Consider the following 16293-nt stretch of genomic DNA (forward strand, 5'->3'; position numbering starts at 1 on the left):
TGACCCTTTAGTCCGGTGTTGGGCGGGAGTTCTTGATGGCGTTGGATCTGACCAGTCTGTTGCTCGGTTTGGCCGGGGCGGCGTTGCCCTTGCTGGCGTTCGCCTGGCAGTTGCAGCGGCGCAGCAGTGCGGCGCAGGCCGAGCAGGCGATGCAGGAGGAGCGTCTGGCCAACGCACAAATGGCCCAGGACGGGCTCAATGCCCAGTTGGATGCCTGCCGCGACGAAGTCAGTGACCTCGGGCAGGCCAATGCCGCCAAGCAGGCGGAACTGGCGGCGCTGCGACGTGAGGTCGAGTTGTTGCAGATCGAGCGCGACAATGCCCGGGACGCTGCCCACGCCTGGAATCTCGAACGTAACGGCAAGGAAGTCGAGCTGCGCCGTCTCGATGTGCAGGTGGCGTCGCTGAGCGCCGAACTGCGTGAGCAGCAAGAGAGCCACCAGCAGCGGCTCGACGATCTGCAAGGCTCGCGGGATGAATTGCGGGCCCAGTTCGCCGAGATGGCCGGGAAGATCTTCGATGAGCGCGAGGCGCGTTTCGCGCAAAGCAGTCAGGAGCGACTCGGGCAACTGCTCGATCCGTTGAAGGAGCGCATCCTGTCCTTTGAAAAGCGTGTTGAGGAAAGTTATCAGGCCGAGGCCCGTGAGCGTTTTTCCCTGGGCAAGGAACTGGAACGCCTGCAGCAGTTGAACCTGCGCCTGAGTGATGAAGCCACCAACCTGACCCAGGCGCTCAAGGGCCAGAAAACCCAGGGCAACTGGGGCGAGCTGATTCTGGAGCGGGTACTCGAGCATGCCGGCCTGGAAAAAGGCCGCGAGTACCAGACCCAGGTCAGCCTCAAGGGCCCCGATGGCGAGCGTTTCCAGCCGGACGTGCTGATCCTGCTGCCAGGGGACAAGCAGGTGGTGGTGGACTCCAAGGTCAGCCTGACGGCCTATCAGCAGTATGTCGGCGCGACTGACGAGGTGATCGGCCAGGCTGCGCTCAAGCAGCATGTGCTATCGCTGCGTAATCATGTCAAAGGCCTGTCCGGCAAGGACTACAAGCGCCTGGAGGGCCTGCACAGCCTGGATTTCGTTCTGCTGTTCGTGCCGATCGAGGCGGCTTTCTCGGCGGCCTTGCAAGCCGAGCCGAACCTGTTTCAGGAGGCGTTCGACCGACAGATCGTGATTGTCAGCCCGACTACCTTGCTCGCGACCCTGCGGGTGATCGACAGTCTGTGGAAACAGGAGCGCCAGAGCCAGAACGCCCGGGAAATCGCCGAGCGGGCCGGTTGGCTGTATGACAAGTTCGTGTTGTTCATCCAGGACCTGGACGAGGTCGGCAACCGTCTTCAGCAGTTGGACAAGGCCTACGCGGCGGCGCGCAACAAGCTGACAGAAGGACGCGGTAATCTGATCAGTCGTAGCGAACAGCTCAAGCTGCTGGGCGCCCGTGCGAGCAAGAGCCTGCCCGCCGACCTGCTGGAGCGGGCGATGACCGATGCCGACGATGGGGGGGAAGGCGGGCCGGCTTAAAGCGTCAGGTGCCGGCTCAGCAGTGCTCTCAGGGCCGCCGGTTTTACCGGCTTGGCCAGATAATCCAGCCCGACCCCATGCACCCGCGCGACGGTTTCCGGCCGGCCATCGGCACTGATCACCACGCCGGGCAACGGTTGGTTCAACCGTGTGCGCAGCCAGGCCATCAACTCGGTGCCGGTCTCGCCGTCATCGAGGTGATAGTCCACCAGCGCCAGTTGCGGGCGAATACCCTGTTTCAGCAATCCCTCGCATTCTTCGCGGTTGCGTGCGGTCCACACCTGGCAACCCCAGCGACTGAGCAGGCTGTGCATGCCGATCAGGATGCTGTCCTCGTTGTCGATACACAGTACCTGCGCACCGCTCATGGGTTGGGGCGGGGTTTGCGCACGGCTGTCAGCTGCCGCCAGCGGTTGCCGCACCAGCGGTACGCTGACGCTGAAGACGCTGCCACGACCTGGCCAGGAGCGCACCTGCAACCGGTGCCCGAGCACCCGGCACAGGCCATCGGCGATCGCCAGGCCCAGCCCCAGGCCTTTTTCTGCGCGGGTCTGGTGGCTGTCCAGGCGCTTGAATTCCTCGAAGATCACCTGACGCTTGTCCTCGGGAATACCCGGGCCTCGGTCCCAGACTTCCAGCAATAACTGCTCGCCGCGCCGGCGCACGCCAAGCAGCACCGGTCCCCTGGCGTAGCGGAAGGCATTGGTCAGGAAATTCTGCAGGATTCGTCGCAGCAGCTTGATATCGCTGTCGATCAGCAGGCGGCTGCCGCGAACCCGGAACTTGATGCCCTGTTCCTGGGCCAGCAGTTTGAATTCCGCGCCCAGGGTGTCGAACAGATCGTTGAGCGCGAATGGCTTCGAGTCCGGGGTGATCTTGCCGTTTTCCAGGCGCGAGATATCCAGCAGGTCGCTGATCAGGTCTTCGGCCGAGCGTAGCGAGCTGTCCAGGTGTTGTACCAGTTGCTGGGCTTCGTCGGACAGGCTGTCCTCCTGATGCGACAGCGCAGCGGAAAACAGGCGGGCAGCGTTCAGAGGCTGCATCAGATCGTGGCTGACCGCCGCGAGAAAGCGGGTCTTGGACTGGTTCGCCGACTCGGCGTTGCCCTTGGCCTCGGTCAGTGCCTGGTTGAGTTGCGACAGTTCATGGGTGCGTTCGGCCACCCGTTGCTCCAGGCCTTCGTTGGCGGCGGTCAGGGCCTTTTCGGCCTCGCGGAACGCGGTGATGTCAGTGAAACTCATGACAAAACCCCCGCCCGGCATCGGGTTGCCGATCAGTTCGATGACCCGGCCGTTGGGAAACAGCCGCTCGGAGGTGTGGGCGCGGCCCTGGCGCATCCAGTGCAGGCGGCGGGCGACGTGGACCTCGGCCTCGCCCGGGCCGCAGAGGCCGCGTTCGGCGTTGTAACGGATGATATCGGCGATCGGCCGGCCGACGCTGATCAGCCCGTCCGGGTAATTGAACAGTTCCAGGTAACGGCGGTTCCAGGCCACCAGTTTCAACGACTGGTCGACCACGCTGATGCCCTGGGTGATGTTCTCGATGGCGCCTTGCAGCAGCGCACGGTTGAACTGCAGCACCTCGGAGGCCTCGTCGGCGATCCGTACGACGTCTTCGAGCTGCATGTCCCGGCCCTCGATGGCCGCCTTGACCACCGCGCGGGTCGAGGAGGCGCCCAGTACACCGGCCAGCAGTCTTTCGGTGTGGGCAATCCAGTCGCTGTCAGCGTTCTGATTCGGGTTGAAGCCCTTGCCCTGGCGATAGGCGAAGCGGATGAAGCTCTGGCGTGCCCGCTCCTCACCGACGAAGCGCGCGGCGAGGGTCAGCAGATCTTCGATCTGCACCGCGAGCATCGGGCGCGCGCCGGGGCGGGCGCTGATTTCCTGACCGATGAAGCGCCCTGCCTGCCAGTGCTCCGAGACGCGGGTGCGCGAGAGCAGCGAGACCCAGGCGAACAGGGTGAAGTTGCCGGCCAGCGACAGCACCACACCCTGAGTCAGTGGCGAAATCGGCACGCCCAACGGGTTGCCATGCAGCCAGGCCAGGCCCGGAAAACTGCTCAGCGACCAGCCCATGCTGTGGGCGGCAATCGGCAGGACCAGGGTGTAGAACCAGATGAAGGTACCGCCGGCGATCCCGGCGAACACCCCGCGGCGGTTGGCCTGTTTCCAGTACAGCGCGCCGAGCATCGCCGGCGCCAGTTGCGTGACGGCGGCAAAGGCGATCTGGCCGATGGTCGCCAGACTGGCGGTGGAACCCAGCAGCCGGTAGCTGACATAAGCCAACAGCAGGATGACGACAATGCTCACTCGGCGCACCGACAGCATCCAGTGGCGGAAGACTTCGAACGGCCGCTCGGAGTTGGTCCGGCGCAGCAGCCAGGGCAACAGCATGTCGTTGGAGACCATGGTCGACAGCGCGACGCTGGCGACGATCACCATCCCTGTGGCTGCCGAGGCGCCGCCGATGAACGCCAGCAACGCCAGGGAAGGGTGCGCCTGGGCCAGTGGCAGGCTGATCACATAGGAGTCGCGCAGGACCTCGGCCGGCAGCATCATCCGCCCAGCCAGGGCAATCGGCACCACGAACAGCGCCGCGAGAATCAGGTAGGCGGGGAACACCCACTTGGCCAGCCGCAGGTCCTGGGGGTCGATGTTTTCCACAACGGTCACGTGGAACTGCCGAGGCAGGCAGATGATCGCCATCATCGCCACACCGGTCTGCACCACCATGGACGGCCAGTTGACCGTTTCCTTCCAGTACTCGGCCAGCAGCGCCGAGGTCCTGGCCTGGTCGAACAGGTCGTCGAAACCGTCGTAGACGCCGTAAGTGATATAGGCGCCGACGGCGAGAAAGGCCATCAGCTTGACCAGGGATTCGAAGGCGATCGCCAGCACCATGCCGCGGTGGTGTTCCGTGGCGTCGAGGTTGCGGGTGCCGAAGAGGATGGTGAACAGGGCCAGCACCAGCGAGACGATCAGCGCCGTATCCTGTGCCCGCACGCCCATGGCATCGGCCCCGGCACCGATCAGCAGGTTGACCCCGAGGACGATCGCCTTGAGCTGCAGAGCAATGTAGGGCAGTACCCCGACCAGGCAGATCAGCGCCACCACCACCGCCAGCGATTGCGATTTGCCGTAGCGGGCGGCGATGAAGTCGGCGATCGAGGTGATGTTTTCCTGCTTGCTGATCAGCACCATCTTCTGCAGGACCCAGGGCGCGAACACCAGTAACAGCAGCGGGCCCAGATAGATCGGCAAGAAGGCCCAGAGCTGGTCGGCGGCCTGGCCGACCGCGCCGAAGAAGGTCCAACTGGTGCAGTAGACCGCCAGCGACAGGCTATACACCCAGGCGCGCATCCGTGGCGGCAATGGCGCGCTACGGCGATCGCCATAAAAGGCAATGGCAAACATGATGGCCATATAGGCCAGGGCGACGGCGGCGATCAGCCCGCTGGACAACGACATGGAAACTCCCGGCAAAAGACATCCCGAGGGCGGTCCGGCCCCGGGATCACAGTCTCGCACGATGCCCGGACGGCGTCAGTGTCGACCAAGGTCGCAGCGTGGCCGAGTGTCGCAGTTTGCCGCTCAGCCGCCGAGAGCGATGTCGATCTGCTGGTGCAATTGTTCGACGCTCAGCGGTGTATCGGAAAACAGAACGCGAAACACCGTCGGGGCGACGATCAGGTTGATCAACTGATCGACCGTGGGGTGGGGCTGGCCGTCCTGTCGGTAGCGGTCGAGGATGACCTGCAACTGACTGCTGAGAATTTCCACGCAATAACAGGGGCTGGACGCGCTGTTCTGCACGTCGCGCATCATGGTGCGTCCAGGCTGTGAATTGATTTCATCCAGATACTGTTCGGCCCAGGCGCGCAGGTCGCCGAGCAGGCTGCCGGTATCCAGCGGCGGGCGATCCGGTTGCATGCGTGCCAGGGCGACGTCGGCCAGCAGTTCAGAGAGATCGCCCCAGCGTCGATAGATGGTCGAGGGAGTGACGCCGGCCCGACTGGCGATTTGTGGAACGGTGATGCTGGAACGCTCCTGTTCTTCCAGAAGCATACGGACGGCCGCATGAATCGATTCCTGTACCCGGGCACTGCGGCCACCGGGGCGGATGCTTTCTTTTATCGCCATGGATAAAACCTTAACACAAAGAATTTGCTTTAAGCGGAATCCGATAGCACACTGAACAAAAGCAAAATATTAGCTTTTGTGGAGTGTGTGCATGTCCAACCCTGCTGACGCGTCTGTCTCAAACCGGTCCGGCCTGGTTTTCCTGTCGATGGTCTTGCTGACGTTTCTCGCCGCGTCCAGCGCGCCGACCCCGTTGTATCACTTGTATCAGGAGGCGATGGAGTTTTCGGCCGCGACCCTGACCCTGATTTTCGGCGTCTATGCATTGAGCTTGCTGGCAGCCTTGCTGACAGTCGGTTCCCTGTCCGATTACCTGGGGCGCAGGCCGGTCATCTTCGGAGCGCTGCTGCTGGAAATCATTGCCATGGGGCTGTTTATCGTCGCCGACAGCATACCGCTGTTGATCGCCGCCCGAGTATTGCAAGGCTTTGCCACGGGCATGGCGACGAGCGTACTCGGCGCGGCCCTGCTGGATCGTGATAACCGCAGGGGACCGTTGGTCAATAGCCTGGCCCCATTGCTGGGCATGGCCTGTGGAGGCCTGGGGGCGAGTCTGCTGGTGGAGTTTTGCCCACGACCGATGCAGTTGGTGTATGAGTTGCTGCTTGCCTTGTTGGTGTTCCAGGCCCTGTATGTCTGGCGCCTTTCGGAAAGCGTCAGCGCCCAGCCGGGGGCGCTGGCGTCCCTGCGGCCGACCCTGCAAGTGCCCCCACAGGCCCGGCGGGCCCTGTGGTTGTCGTTGCCGGTCGATATCGCGGTATGGATGGTCGGTGGTTTCTATTCATCATTGGCGCCCTCATTGGTGCGGACGGTCACCGGTTCGACTTCGAACCTGGTCGGTGGTGGCCTGGTGGCGATGCTTACCCTGAGCGGTGCCCTGGCCATTTACAGTCTGCGTGAACGGGCAGCGCAGACCATTCTGCAACTGGGGGCGGGCCTGTTGGCGGTGGGGGTGATGCTGGTGCTGTTCGCGGTGCATGAGGCGAGCCTGTCATTGTTCTTCGTCGCTACGCTGATCACCGGCAGTGGTTTCGGCGCCGGTTTTCTGGGGGCGCTACGCAGTGTCGTGCCGCTGGCTCTGCCCCATGAGCGGGCGGGGCTGATGTCGACGTTTTATGTGCTCAGCTATCTGGCCTTCTGCATGCCGGCGTTCCTTGCGGGCAATCTCAGTCGCAGTCTGGGCCTGATCGTCACGACGCAAGGGTATGGCGCTGTACTGATCCTGCTGTCACTGGGTGCCCTGTTGGCGTTGCGTTTGCAACGTTCGACCAGGACCTGTGTTGCCTGAAACGACAACCTCTGAGCAGCGGGGCGATGAGCGCTAATTGAAAGTCGTGGGTAGCAGGGCCCGGTCATCCTGTGGCAGATCCATTATCCGTATGCTTCAGGACGCTCATGTCTGCCTCCACCTCCCGGACGTTCCCGCTGAACGCCGATCACTTTGCGCGCCAGTTCGCTGGCGCGGATCTTTCGCAAACCTTCACCCTGGTCCTTGAGATCGCCGCGCAACCCTTGCCTCGGCAGGCGGTGTTGCTGCTGGGCGCCGGTGTGCTGCCGGGTATCAGTCGGCAATTGCGGCATGTCCTGCCCTCGGCGGCGATGCGGCCACGCGGGGCTGTGCCGCTGGCCTACGCCTTCCATACCCTGCGCGAAGCCATGCTGCTGGAGCCGGACCCGCGGCGGCGGGTATTGCTGGCCCATGAATGCATCGACTGCCTGTTGAGCGGTCGGCGCAGAGCCTCTATCGGCTGGCGTATCGCCGTACTCCATGGCCTGGAGTCCATGGACCTGGCGGTGCAGGGTTTTATCGCACTGGTAGAGGTCTGTGCCTCGATTCTCAGGGATCACCCTTTCATCATGGCGCGCCTGGGTATCGCCGTCGGCTGGTTCGGGGGGGACACCGGTGTCGCGGCGAGGCTCGGCAGGCCCGCCTTTTATGGTTCTGGCGGGCATATCAGCCGGGCGCGTTTCGCGATCATGCGTAATCTGTTGCTACGTGGCGACGACATCAGGCGAGCGCTGCCGGGTATGGAGCCGGTGCTGGATGTCGCCTGGCTGCGCGGGGAATACCAGTGGGATCTTTCTCGCGGTTTGTCCGGCGCGGTCGAGCCTCCGGTGGAAACCGCAACGTCCTGGATCAGCGCCCGACAAATTGTGCCCGATAGGCCGACGGTGAAATACGCAGTGACGCATTGAAGTGCTGGCGCAACGACAGGGCGCTGCCGAACCCGGCTTCCAGGGCGATGGTTTCGATGCTTTGGGCACTGCTCTCCAGCAGACGCTGGGCGTGGCTCAAACGTTGCGCCAGCAGCCACTGGCCAATGGTGGTTCCGGTTATTTGCCGGAAGTGCCGGGTCAGTGAGCGGCGGCTCATGGCCGCGCGTTCCGCCAGCTCGTCGAGGGAGTGGTCATGGGTGAAATGCTCTCCCAGCCATTGCAGCAGTTGGCCGATGCGGTGCTGCTCGCCGGCCAGGGCGATGGGGCGTTCGATGAACTGGGCCTGGCCACCTGAACGGTGAGGCGCGACCACCAGTCTGCGAGCCACCTTGTGCGTGACTTCGGCACCGCACAGTTGCTGCATCAGGTACAGGCAGCAGTCGAGGCCGGCGGCAGTGCCGGCCGAGGTCAGCAGATGAGCGGATTCGGCATACAGCACATCGGCATCGAGCAGCACCCGTGGGTAGCGTCGGGTAAAGGCCGCCGCCCAATTCCAATGGGTGGTGGCCTTGCGTCCGTCCAGCAGCCCGGCCTCGGCCAGTACGAAGGCCCCCAGGCACAGGCCGACGATCCGCGTACCTTTGGCGTCTGCCTGGCGCAAGGCTTCGAGCAGGGGCTCGGGTGGCCGCTCCTCGGTGTCGCGCCAGGACGGCATGATGATCACGTCCGCCTGTTCCAGCACTTCGAGCCCGTGGTGTACCTGGATATCGAAACCTGCGGCGGTACTGAGGGGGCCGTCCTCGAATCCGCAGACTTTGAGGGAAAAGCGCGGCATGTCGATGCCTTCGCGTTGCTCGGCGAACACCAGAGTCGGCACGGACAGATGGAAAGGGCTGATGCCGTTGAAGGCGATCACGGCGATATGGATCGTGGTCATCGAAGTGTTCTCGACTGAACAGGTTTGGCCTGATCTTATCGAATATTGTCTTTCAGGCCACTTATGCGTTTCACGGGGGCGCGCAATCATGGGCTCCCGAACCCGTTACCAGGTGAGAGCCATGTCCCAAGCCCCCCGTCGTGCGCTGATCGTCATCGATGTGCAGAACGAATACGTCAGCGGCAACCTGCTGATCGAATATCCGCCGGTCAGCGAATCACTGGCCAATATCGGCATGGCCATCGATGCGGCCAATGCCGCAGGCATTCCGGTGGTGGTCGTGCAGAACGATACGCCGGCGACGTCGCCGTTGTTCGCGATCGGTTCGCCGGGCTGGGAGCTGCATTCGGTGGTTGCCTCGCGCCGGCATGAGCATCGGGTGAACAAGACCCTGCCCAGCGCCTTTGCCGGCACCGACCTGGCCCAGTGGCTGGCGCAACATGAGATCGACACCCTGAGCGTGGTCGGCTACATGACCCACAACTGCAACGCCTCGACCGTCTTCGAGGCCACTCACCGTGGTCTGGCAGTCGAGTTCCTCTCGGATGCCACCGGCTCGTTGCCCTACGCCAACGAAGCGGGGCGGGCCAGCGCCGAGGAAATCCATCGGGTCTTCAGTGTGGTGTTCCATAGCCGCTTCGCCGCCGTCGTCAGTACGGCGCAGTGGTTATCGGCGGTGGCGCAGGGCGTGTCCTTGTCCCGTTCGTCGATTCCGGCGTCCAACCAGCAAGCGAGGCTGCAGCCATGAAGGTCATCCGCAGTCGTGAGTTCACTGGCGAGCGTCCCTGGGCGGCGCTGGATATTGCCAGCATGAATGGCATCAGTACGCGCTTGCATTGGACCGACCAGCCTTATATCTGGCACGTCAACGAGGGTCAGGAAGTGTTCGTGGTGCTGGATGGCCGGGTGCGCATGCGCTATCGCCAGGACGGCGTCGAGCAAGCCGTAATGCTGGAAAGCGGCGATATCTTTTACGCGGCTATCGGTTGCGAACATCTGGCCGAGCCGCAGGGGCCGGCGCGGGTGTTGGTGGTCGAAAGCGAAGGGAGTCTCTGATTAATATCTTTAAAATAGATAAGTTATAGAGATAATACCCGTTATATAGATATTCGATGCGGTTCTATGATGGCTTCAACCTCACCTGAGGACAGGAGCCAGCCATGCAAATCTGTACCCACAGCGTCAAACCCGGACTGCGGCCCTTGAGCCATTTACCGCACCCCCTTGAAGTCATTCGCCAGTTCACCCCCAACTGGTTCGCCGCAACCATGGGCACCGGGGTGTTGGCCCTGGCTCTGGCGCAACTGCCCATCGAGGTACCGGGCCTGCATGCTGTGGCCGAGGGCCTGTGGCTGTTCAACATCCTGCTGTTCGGGGTGTTCAGCATGCTCTATGGCGCACGTTGGGTGTTGTTCTTCGATGAGGCTCGGCGGATCTTCGGTCACTCAACGGTCTCGATGTTTTTCGGCACCATTCCCATGGGGCTGGCAACCATCATCAACGGCTTCCTGCTGTTCGGTGTGCCGCAGTGGGGCGAGGAGGCGGTACGCATCGCCCAGCTGCTGTGGTGGATTGATGTGGCGATGTCCCTGGCCTGCGGGGTACTGATTCCCTACCTGATGTTCACTCGCCAGGAGCACAGTATCGACCAGATGACGGCGGTCTGGCTGTTGCCGGTGGTGGCGGCGGAAGTGGCGGCGGCCAGTGGCGCGCTGCTGGCACCGCATCTGAGCGACACGGCGCTGCAGTTCAAGGTGCTGATCACCAGCTACGTGCTCTGGGCCTTTTCGGTGCCTGTGGCCTTCAGCATCCTCGCCATCCTGCTGTTGCGCATGGCATTGCACAAACTGCCCCATGAAAGCATGGCGGCGTCGAGCTGGCTGGCCTTGGGGCCGATCGGCACTGGCGCGTTGGGCATGCTGTTGCTGGGGGCAGACTCGTCGGCGGTGTTTGCCGCCAATGGGTTGCCGGGCGTGGGGGAGATCGCCGGTGGCCTGGGGCTGGTCGCCGGGATCATCCTCTGGGGCTTTGGCCTGTGGTGGATGCTGATGGCGCTGTTGATCACCTTGCGTTACCTGCGCGGCGGCATTCCGTTCAATCTCGGCTGGTGGGGATTCACCTTTCCCCTGGGCGTCTACTCCTTGGCGACCCTGAAGCTGGGCAGCAGCCTGCACCTGGGCTTTTTCAACGGTTTTGGCCTGCTGCTGGTGGGGTTGCTCACTGTTTTGTGGCTGATCGTGGGTACGCGGACACTGCGGGGGGCTTATAGAGGCGAGCTGTTTGTCTCGCCTTGTATTGCAGGAATGGTGAAATAAATCTTCAGGATTAGGTAAGGTTGTGGCCTGGAGCGGTGATCCGCCTCTCAATAAGAAAGCCGCTCTCGGCGCCACTCAGGACCCTGGAAGATGAGTCACCCCTCGCAGTTCAGTCTGTTGCGTACCCGGCGTTTTCTGCCGTTCTTCGTGACCCAGTCGCTCGGCGCGTTCAACGACAACGTTTTCAAACAGTCGCTGATTCTCGCCATCCTCTACAAACTGAGCATCGACGGTGAGCGAGGCATATGGGTCAACCTCTGCGCCTTGCTGTTCATCCTGCCGTTTTTCCTGTTTTCGGCCCTGGCCGGGCAGTTTGGCGAGAAGTTTGCCAAGGATTCGCTGATCCGCGTGATCAAGCTCGCGGAGATCGCCATCATGGCGATCGGTGCGGTGGGGTTCCTGTTCGATCACCTGTCATTGATGCTGCTGACGCTGTTCGCCATGGGCACCCATTCGGCGTTGTTCGGCCCGGTGAAGTATTCGATTCTGCCCCAGGCGTTGCATGAGGACGAACTGGTCGGCGGTAACGGCCTGGTGGAAATGGGCACCTTCCTGGCGATCCTGGCCGGGACTATCAGCGCTGGGGTCATGATGTCCTCGGCGCACTACGCGACCCTCGTTTCCGCTGCCATTGTGCTGGTAGCGGTATTCGGCTATCTGGCCAGCCGTAGCATTCCTCGGGCGGCGGCGGCCAGCCCGGAACTGCGCCTGGACTGGAATATCTTCAGCCAGTCCTGGGCCACCCTGCGTCTGGGATTGGGGCAGACCCCGGCGGTTTCGCGCTCGATCGTCGGCAACTCCTGGTTCTGGTTCGTCGGCGCGATCTACCTGACGCAGATTCCCGCCTATGCCAAGGAGTGGATGTACGGTGATGAAAGCGTGGTGACGCTGATTCTCACCGTGTTCTCGGTGGGCATCGCCACCGGCTCGATGCTGTGTGAGCGCCTGTCCGGGCGCAAGGTGGAAATCGGTCTGGTACCGTTCGGCTCGTTCGGCCTGACCCTGTTCGGGCTGCTGCTGTGGTGGCACTCGGGCAATCTGCCGCAGAACGTCCAGGCCAATGACTGGCTGGCATTGCTGCATCACCATCAGGCCTGGTGGGTGCTGCTCGATATCCTGGGACTGGGTGTCTTCGGCGGGTTCTATATCGTGCCGCTGTATGCGTTGATCCAGTCGCGTACCGCGCAAAACGAGCGGGCCCGGGTGATTGCCGCGAACAACATTCTCAACGCGCTGTTCATGGTGGTCTCGGCGATTGTCTCGATCCTGCTGCTGAGCGTGGCGAAGCTGTCGATTCCGGAGCTGTTCCTGGTGGTGTCGCTGATGAACATCGCGGTCAACACCTACATCTTCAAGATCGTCCCCGAGTTCAGCATGCGCTTCATGATCTGGCTGCTCAGCCATTCCATGTACCGGGTCGAGCACAAAAACCTCGAGCTGATTCCCGACGAAGGCGCGGCGTTGCTGGTGTGCAACCACGTGTCGTTCGTCGATGCGCTGCTGATCGGCGGCGCGGTGCGGCGGCCGATCCGTTTCGTGATGTACTACAAAATCTACAAGTTGCCGGTGCTCAATTTCATCTTCCGCACCGCGGGCGCCATTCCGATTGCCGGACGTGGCGAGGACCAGGAGATTTATGAGCAGGCCTTCAGGAAAATCGCCGAGTACCTCAAGGACGGTGAACTGGTGTGCATCTTCCCCGAGGGCAAGCTGACCAGCGACGGTGAGATCAATGAGTTCAAGGGCGGCACGATGCGCGTGCTCGAGGAAACTCCGGTGCCGGTGATCCCTCTGGCGCTGCAGGGGCTGTGGGGCAGCTTCTTCAGCCGGGACCCGCAGAAGGGTTTCTTCCGGCGCCTGTGGTCGCGGGTGACGCTGGTGGCCGGGCCGGCGGTGGCTGCCGAATCGGCGCTGCCGTCGAAGCTGCGTGAGCAGGTGTTGCAGTTGCGGGGGATGGCCCGTCGCTAGAGGGAGGTAGGGGGCCTGTAGGAGCGGGGCTTGTCGGGACGCGGCAGCGCCTCGAAGCTTTCAGCGATCTTGCCGGCCTCTTCGCTGGCAAGCCAGGCTCCTACAGGGCGATGTGTCAGGAAGCGGAGACCTTCAGGCCGATCAGTCCGGCGAGGATCAGGGTCACGCTCGCCAAGCGCATCAGGGCCATGGATTCGCCAAACAGAATGATCCCGGCGATTACCGTGCCCACCGCACCGACACCGGTCCACACCGCATAAGCGGTGCCCAGCGGCAGCTCTTTCAAGGCCAGGCCGAGCAGGCCCAGGCTGATCGCCATGGCGCCAATGGTGAGCACGGTGGGGAGCGGACGGCTGAAGCCATCGGTGTATTTCAGGCCAACGGCCCAGCCGATTTCAAACAGACCGGCGCAAAACAGAATGATCCAGGACATGTGAGCCTCCATCAGTTGATGGGGCCGTCCCCGGATTGAATTGCTCGAGTGAGCCGCAAGGTCGTCCCTGCCTTGCGCATTTTATTGCACACTCTCCATCCGGGGAACAAGTCTCTCTCAGTCGGCTGCTTGGCGCTCCTGGCCGTCGCTCATCCGGCGGAACCAGCTCGACAAGAGTGCGCCGGAGATGTTGTGCCACACGCTGAACAGCGCGCTCGGCACCGCCGCCAGTGGCGAGAAGTGCGCACTGGCCAGGGCCGCGCCGAGCCCGGAGTTCTGCATGCCGACTTCCAGGGCCAGCGACTTGCGCTGGGCCAGGGGGAGCTTGAACAGGCGTCCGGTGAAATAGCCCAGCAGATAGCCGAAACTGTTGTGCAGCATCACCACCGCCATGATCAGCAGCCCCGACTCGGCGATCTTCGCCTGGCTGGCGGCAACCACCGCTGCGACGATGATCACGATGCTGACCACTGAAACCAGTGGCAACACCTCGACCGCGTGACGCACCCGCTCACCCAGCAGGCGTTGGGCAACCACACCCAGCACGATCGGCAGCAAGACCACCTGCAGGATCGACCAGAACAGCTCCATGAACGACACCGGCAACCAGGCCGAGGCCAGCAGCCAGATCAGCGCAGGCGTCAGCAGTGGCGCGAGCAGGGTGGTGACGGCGGCAATCGCCACCGACAACGCCAGGTCGCCACGGGCCAGCCAGGTCATCACGTTGGAGGAGGTACCGCTCGGGCAACAGCCTACCAGGATCACGCCGACGGCGATTTCCGCCGGCAGGTGGAAGATCTGGCAGAGCAGCCAGGCCATGCCGGGCATGATGATGAAGTGGGCGACCACGCCCAGGGCCACACGCCAGGGATGGCGGGCGACTGCGGCGAAGTCTTCGAGTTTGAGGGTCAGGCCCATGCCGAACATCACCAGGCCGAGCAGGGGCACGATGGCGACTTTCAGGTTGATGAACCCGCCGGGCAGCAGAAACGCCAACACGGCGAAAATCAGCACCCAGTAGGCGAAGGTATTACCGACAAAACGGCTCAGGGCGGCCAGTGCGCGCATGGTGTTTTCCTTGTTATGTGCAATGTACCTGTAGGCGCCCGGCTTGCCGGCGAAGGGGCCCGTGAGGTCGCTGAAAAGCTTCGCTGGCAAGCCAGGCGCCTACAGGGCACCGCCATCGCCAGCCAGCGGAGCGCCGCCCGGCTGGCGTCTACCGGGCAGAGGTCAGATCCCCTGCGGGATTTCCTCGCCGCCCAGGGCGTCGAACAACTGCGGCAGGAACTCGCCGAAGGTCAGCATCATCAGGGTGAAGCTGGCATCCAGTTGGCCCAGGGCCTCGTCGCCGCCGTCCTGTTCGGCCTGGTCCTGCAGCAGGTCCTCGAACTTCAGGCGCTTGACCACCATCTTGTCGTCGAGCACGAAGGACAGCTTGTCCTGCCAGGCCAGAGCCAGTTGAGTGACCATCTTGCCGGTGCTCAGGTGCAACTGGATTTCTTCGCCGGTCAGGTCCTGGCGCTTGCAGCGGACGATGCCGCCGTCTTCCTGGGTGTCGCGCAGTTCGCACTCGTCGAGGACGAAGAAGTGCTCGGCTGCCTTGAGGGTCTTGACCCAGTCGGTCATCACTGCGGTCGGTGCGATCTTCACGGTCAGAGGGCGTACCGGCAGGGTGCCGAGTACTTCGCGCAAGGTCGACAACAGGTCTTCGGCGCGTTTCGGGCTGGCCGAGTTGACCAGGATCAGGCCCTGTTTCGGGGCGATCGCGGCGAAGGTCGCCGAGCGACGGATGAAGGCGCGAGGCAGGAAAGCCTGGATGATTTCATCCTTGAGCTGGTCGCGCTCCTTCTTGTAGACCTTGCGCATCTGTTCGGCTTCGATCTCTTCGACCTTTTCCTTCAGGGCATCACGCACCACGCTACCCGGCAGGATACGTTCTTCCTTGCGGGCCGAAACCAGCAGGAAATCGCCACTGACATGTACCAGTGGAGCGTCTTCACCCTTGCCGAATGGCGCGACGAAGCCATAGGTGGTCAACTCCTGGCTTGCGCAGGGGCGGGCCGGTTTGGTCGCCAGCGCGGCCTCCAGGGCCTCGGCGTCAAAGGGCAGATCCTGGGTCAGGCGGTAGATCAGCAGGTTCTTGAACCACATGGGGCGAATCTCTCCTTTAGACAAAGGAGGGCATTATTCTCTTCGTGGCCCGATAGGCCAACCCTCTGCTAAGTCTTTGGAAGGCCTGAAAAAAATATTAAAGAAAGTGCTTGCCAGAGAGGGGAGTGCTCCGTAGAATGCGCGCCACACCGAAAGCGAAGGGTGATTAGCTCAGCCGGGAGAGCATCTGCCTTACAAGCAGAGGGTCGGCGGTTCGATCCCGTCATCACCCACCATTCGTTATCAGTGTTACGCGCAGCGGTAGTTCAGTCGGTTAGAATACCGGCCTGTCACGCCGGGGGTCGCGGGTTCGAGTCCCGTCCGCTGCGCCATATTCGATGATCTGGACCACTGAACGCCAGGTCATCACGGAAAGCCCGCCCAGTGCGGGCTTTTTGCTGTCTGGTGTGCAGGAAATCCAGAATTTAAATTTTTTTATTTAAATCAGTGCTTTATGGTTTTTTTGTGGCATAATGCGCCCACACCGGAAGCGAAGGGTGATTAGCTCAGCCGGGAGAGCATCTGCCTTACAAGCAGAGGGTCGGCGGTTCGATCCCGTCATCACCCACCATTCGTTTCAGTGTTACGCGCAGCGGTAGTTCAGTCGGTTAGAATACCGGCCTGTCACGCCGGGGGTCGCGGGTTCGAGTCCCGTCCGCTGCGCCATATTTGCTTC

At 62.5% G+C, this 16293-nt stretch carries 13 protein-coding genes and 4 tRNA genes; 11 read left to right on the plus strand and 6 right to left on the minus strand.

What is annotated here, in order from left to right; genetic code table 11:
- The first annotated feature begins 149 nt into the window (after window positions 1-149).
- Window positions 150-1517, plus strand: coding sequence for a DNA recombination protein RmuC (rmuC, locus tag BLU37_RS14265; protein WP_172833107.1), 1368 nt, complete (start codon window positions 150-152; stop codon window positions 1515-1517).
- On the opposite strand, the gene BLU37_RS14270 is transcribed toward rmuC, so the two are convergent.
- Together BLU37_RS14270 and BLU37_RS14275 are read right to left on the minus strand one after the other, a co-directional pair.
- Window positions 1514-4984 (minus strand): hybrid sensor histidine kinase/response regulator, encoded by a 3471-nt coding sequence (locus BLU37_RS14270; protein WP_090205826.1) that lies wholly within the window; start codon window positions 4982-4984, stop codon window positions 1514-1516. The two genes, rmuC and BLU37_RS14270, sit on opposite strands and share 4 nt — an antisense overlap.
- 123 nt (window positions 4985-5107) lie before the next feature.
- Complete coding sequence (locus BLU37_RS14275) at window positions 5108-5656, minus strand: TetR/AcrR family transcriptional regulator (RefSeq protein ID WP_026007824.1); 549 nt, start codon at window positions 5654-5656, stop codon at window positions 5108-5110.
- A gap of 91 nt (window positions 5657-5747) precedes the next feature.
- On the opposite strand from BLU37_RS14275, the gene BLU37_RS14280 reads away from it, so the two are divergent.
- The gene (locus tag BLU37_RS14280; RefSeq protein ID WP_090205829.1) at window positions 5748-6944 is read left to right on the plus strand and encodes an MFS transporter; all 1197 of its coding nucleotides are present in this window, start codon (window positions 5748-5750) and stop codon (window positions 6942-6944) included.
- 107 nt (window positions 6945-7051) lie between these two features.
- Entirely contained in the window at window positions 7052-7852 is an 801-nt protein-coding gene (locus BLU37_RS14285; protein ID WP_090205832.1) for a hypothetical protein, read from the plus strand.
- On the opposite strand, the gene BLU37_RS14290 is transcribed toward BLU37_RS14285, so the two are convergent.
- Window positions 7794-8750: a helix-turn-helix domain-containing protein gene (locus BLU37_RS14290; protein WP_090205835.1), complete on the minus strand. Its 957-nt coding sequence runs from the start codon at window positions 8748-8750 to the stop codon at window positions 7794-7796. The two genes, BLU37_RS14285 and BLU37_RS14290, sit on opposite strands and share 59 nt — an antisense overlap.
- Window positions 8751-8871: 121 nt before the next feature.
- Here BLU37_RS14290 and BLU37_RS14295 point away from each other — a divergent pair, with 121 nt between their 5' ends.
- From BLU37_RS14295 to BLU37_RS14310, 4 genes are all read left to right on the plus strand, one after another.
- Entirely contained in the window at window positions 8872-9498 is a 627-nt protein-coding gene (locus BLU37_RS14295; protein ID WP_090205837.1) for a cysteine hydrolase family protein, read from the plus strand.
- Window positions 9495-9806 (plus strand): cupin domain-containing protein, encoded by a 312-nt coding sequence (locus BLU37_RS14300; RefSeq protein WP_010448064.1) that lies wholly within the window; start codon window positions 9495-9497, stop codon window positions 9804-9806. Before BLU37_RS14295 ends, BLU37_RS14300 begins: the two co-directional genes overlap by 4 nt.
- Before the next feature lie 104 nt (window positions 9807-9910).
- Window positions 9911-11065, plus strand: coding sequence for a TDT family transporter (locus BLU37_RS14305; RefSeq protein WP_090205840.1), 1155 nt, complete (start codon window positions 9911-9913; stop codon window positions 11063-11065).
- 90 nt (window positions 11066-11155) lie between these two features.
- Window positions 11156-13033 (plus strand): MFS transporter, encoded by a 1878-nt coding sequence (locus tag BLU37_RS14310; RefSeq protein ID WP_090205844.1) that lies wholly within the window; start codon window positions 11156-11158, stop codon window positions 13031-13033.
- 115 nt (window positions 13034-13148) lie between these two features.
- Here the strand turns inward: BLU37_RS14310 and sugE are convergent, their stop codons facing one another.
- From sugE to rdgC, 3 genes are all read right to left on the minus strand, one after another.
- Window positions 13149-13466, minus strand: a complete 318-nt coding sequence (sugE, locus tag BLU37_RS14315; protein WP_019363682.1) for a quaternary ammonium compound efflux SMR transporter SugE — start codon at window positions 13464-13466, stop codon at window positions 13149-13151.
- Window positions 13467-13583: 117 nt separating this feature from the next.
- Window positions 13584-14534 carry a bile acid:sodium symporter family protein gene (locus tag BLU37_RS14320; protein ID WP_010449251.1) on the minus strand — a complete coding sequence of 317 codons (951 nt, stop codon included), beginning with the start codon at window positions 14532-14534 and terminating at the stop codon, window positions 13584-13586.
- Between the two features lie 162 nt (window positions 14535-14696).
- Entirely contained in the window at window positions 14697-15617 is a 921-nt protein-coding gene (gene rdgC, locus BLU37_RS14325) for a recombination-associated protein RdgC (RefSeq protein WP_019363681.1), read from the minus strand.
- 160 nt (window positions 15618-15777) lie between these two features.
- On the opposite strand from rdgC, the gene BLU37_RS14330 reads away from it, so the two are divergent.
- The 4 genes from BLU37_RS14330 (at window position 15778) to BLU37_RS14345 (ending at window position 16283) form a co-directional block, all read left to right on the plus strand.
- A tRNA-Val gene (locus BLU37_RS14330) sits at window positions 15778-15853 on the plus strand.
- A gap of 19 nt (window positions 15854-15872) precedes the next feature.
- Window positions 15873-15949: transfer RNA gene (locus BLU37_RS14335), tRNA-Asp, on the plus strand.
- A 163-nt stretch (window positions 15950-16112) separates the two neighbouring features.
- A tRNA-Val gene (locus tag BLU37_RS14340) sits at window positions 16113-16188 on the plus strand.
- 18 nt (window positions 16189-16206) lie between these two features.
- Window positions 16207-16283: transfer RNA gene (locus BLU37_RS14345), tRNA-Asp, on the plus strand.
- Window positions 16284-16293 lie beyond the last annotated feature (10 nt).

Origin of the sequence: Pseudomonas asplenii (assembly GCF_900105475.1) — a bacterium.
Lineage (GTDB): Bacteria > Pseudomonadota > Gammaproteobacteria > Pseudomonadales > Pseudomonadaceae > Aquipseudomonas > Aquipseudomonas asplenii.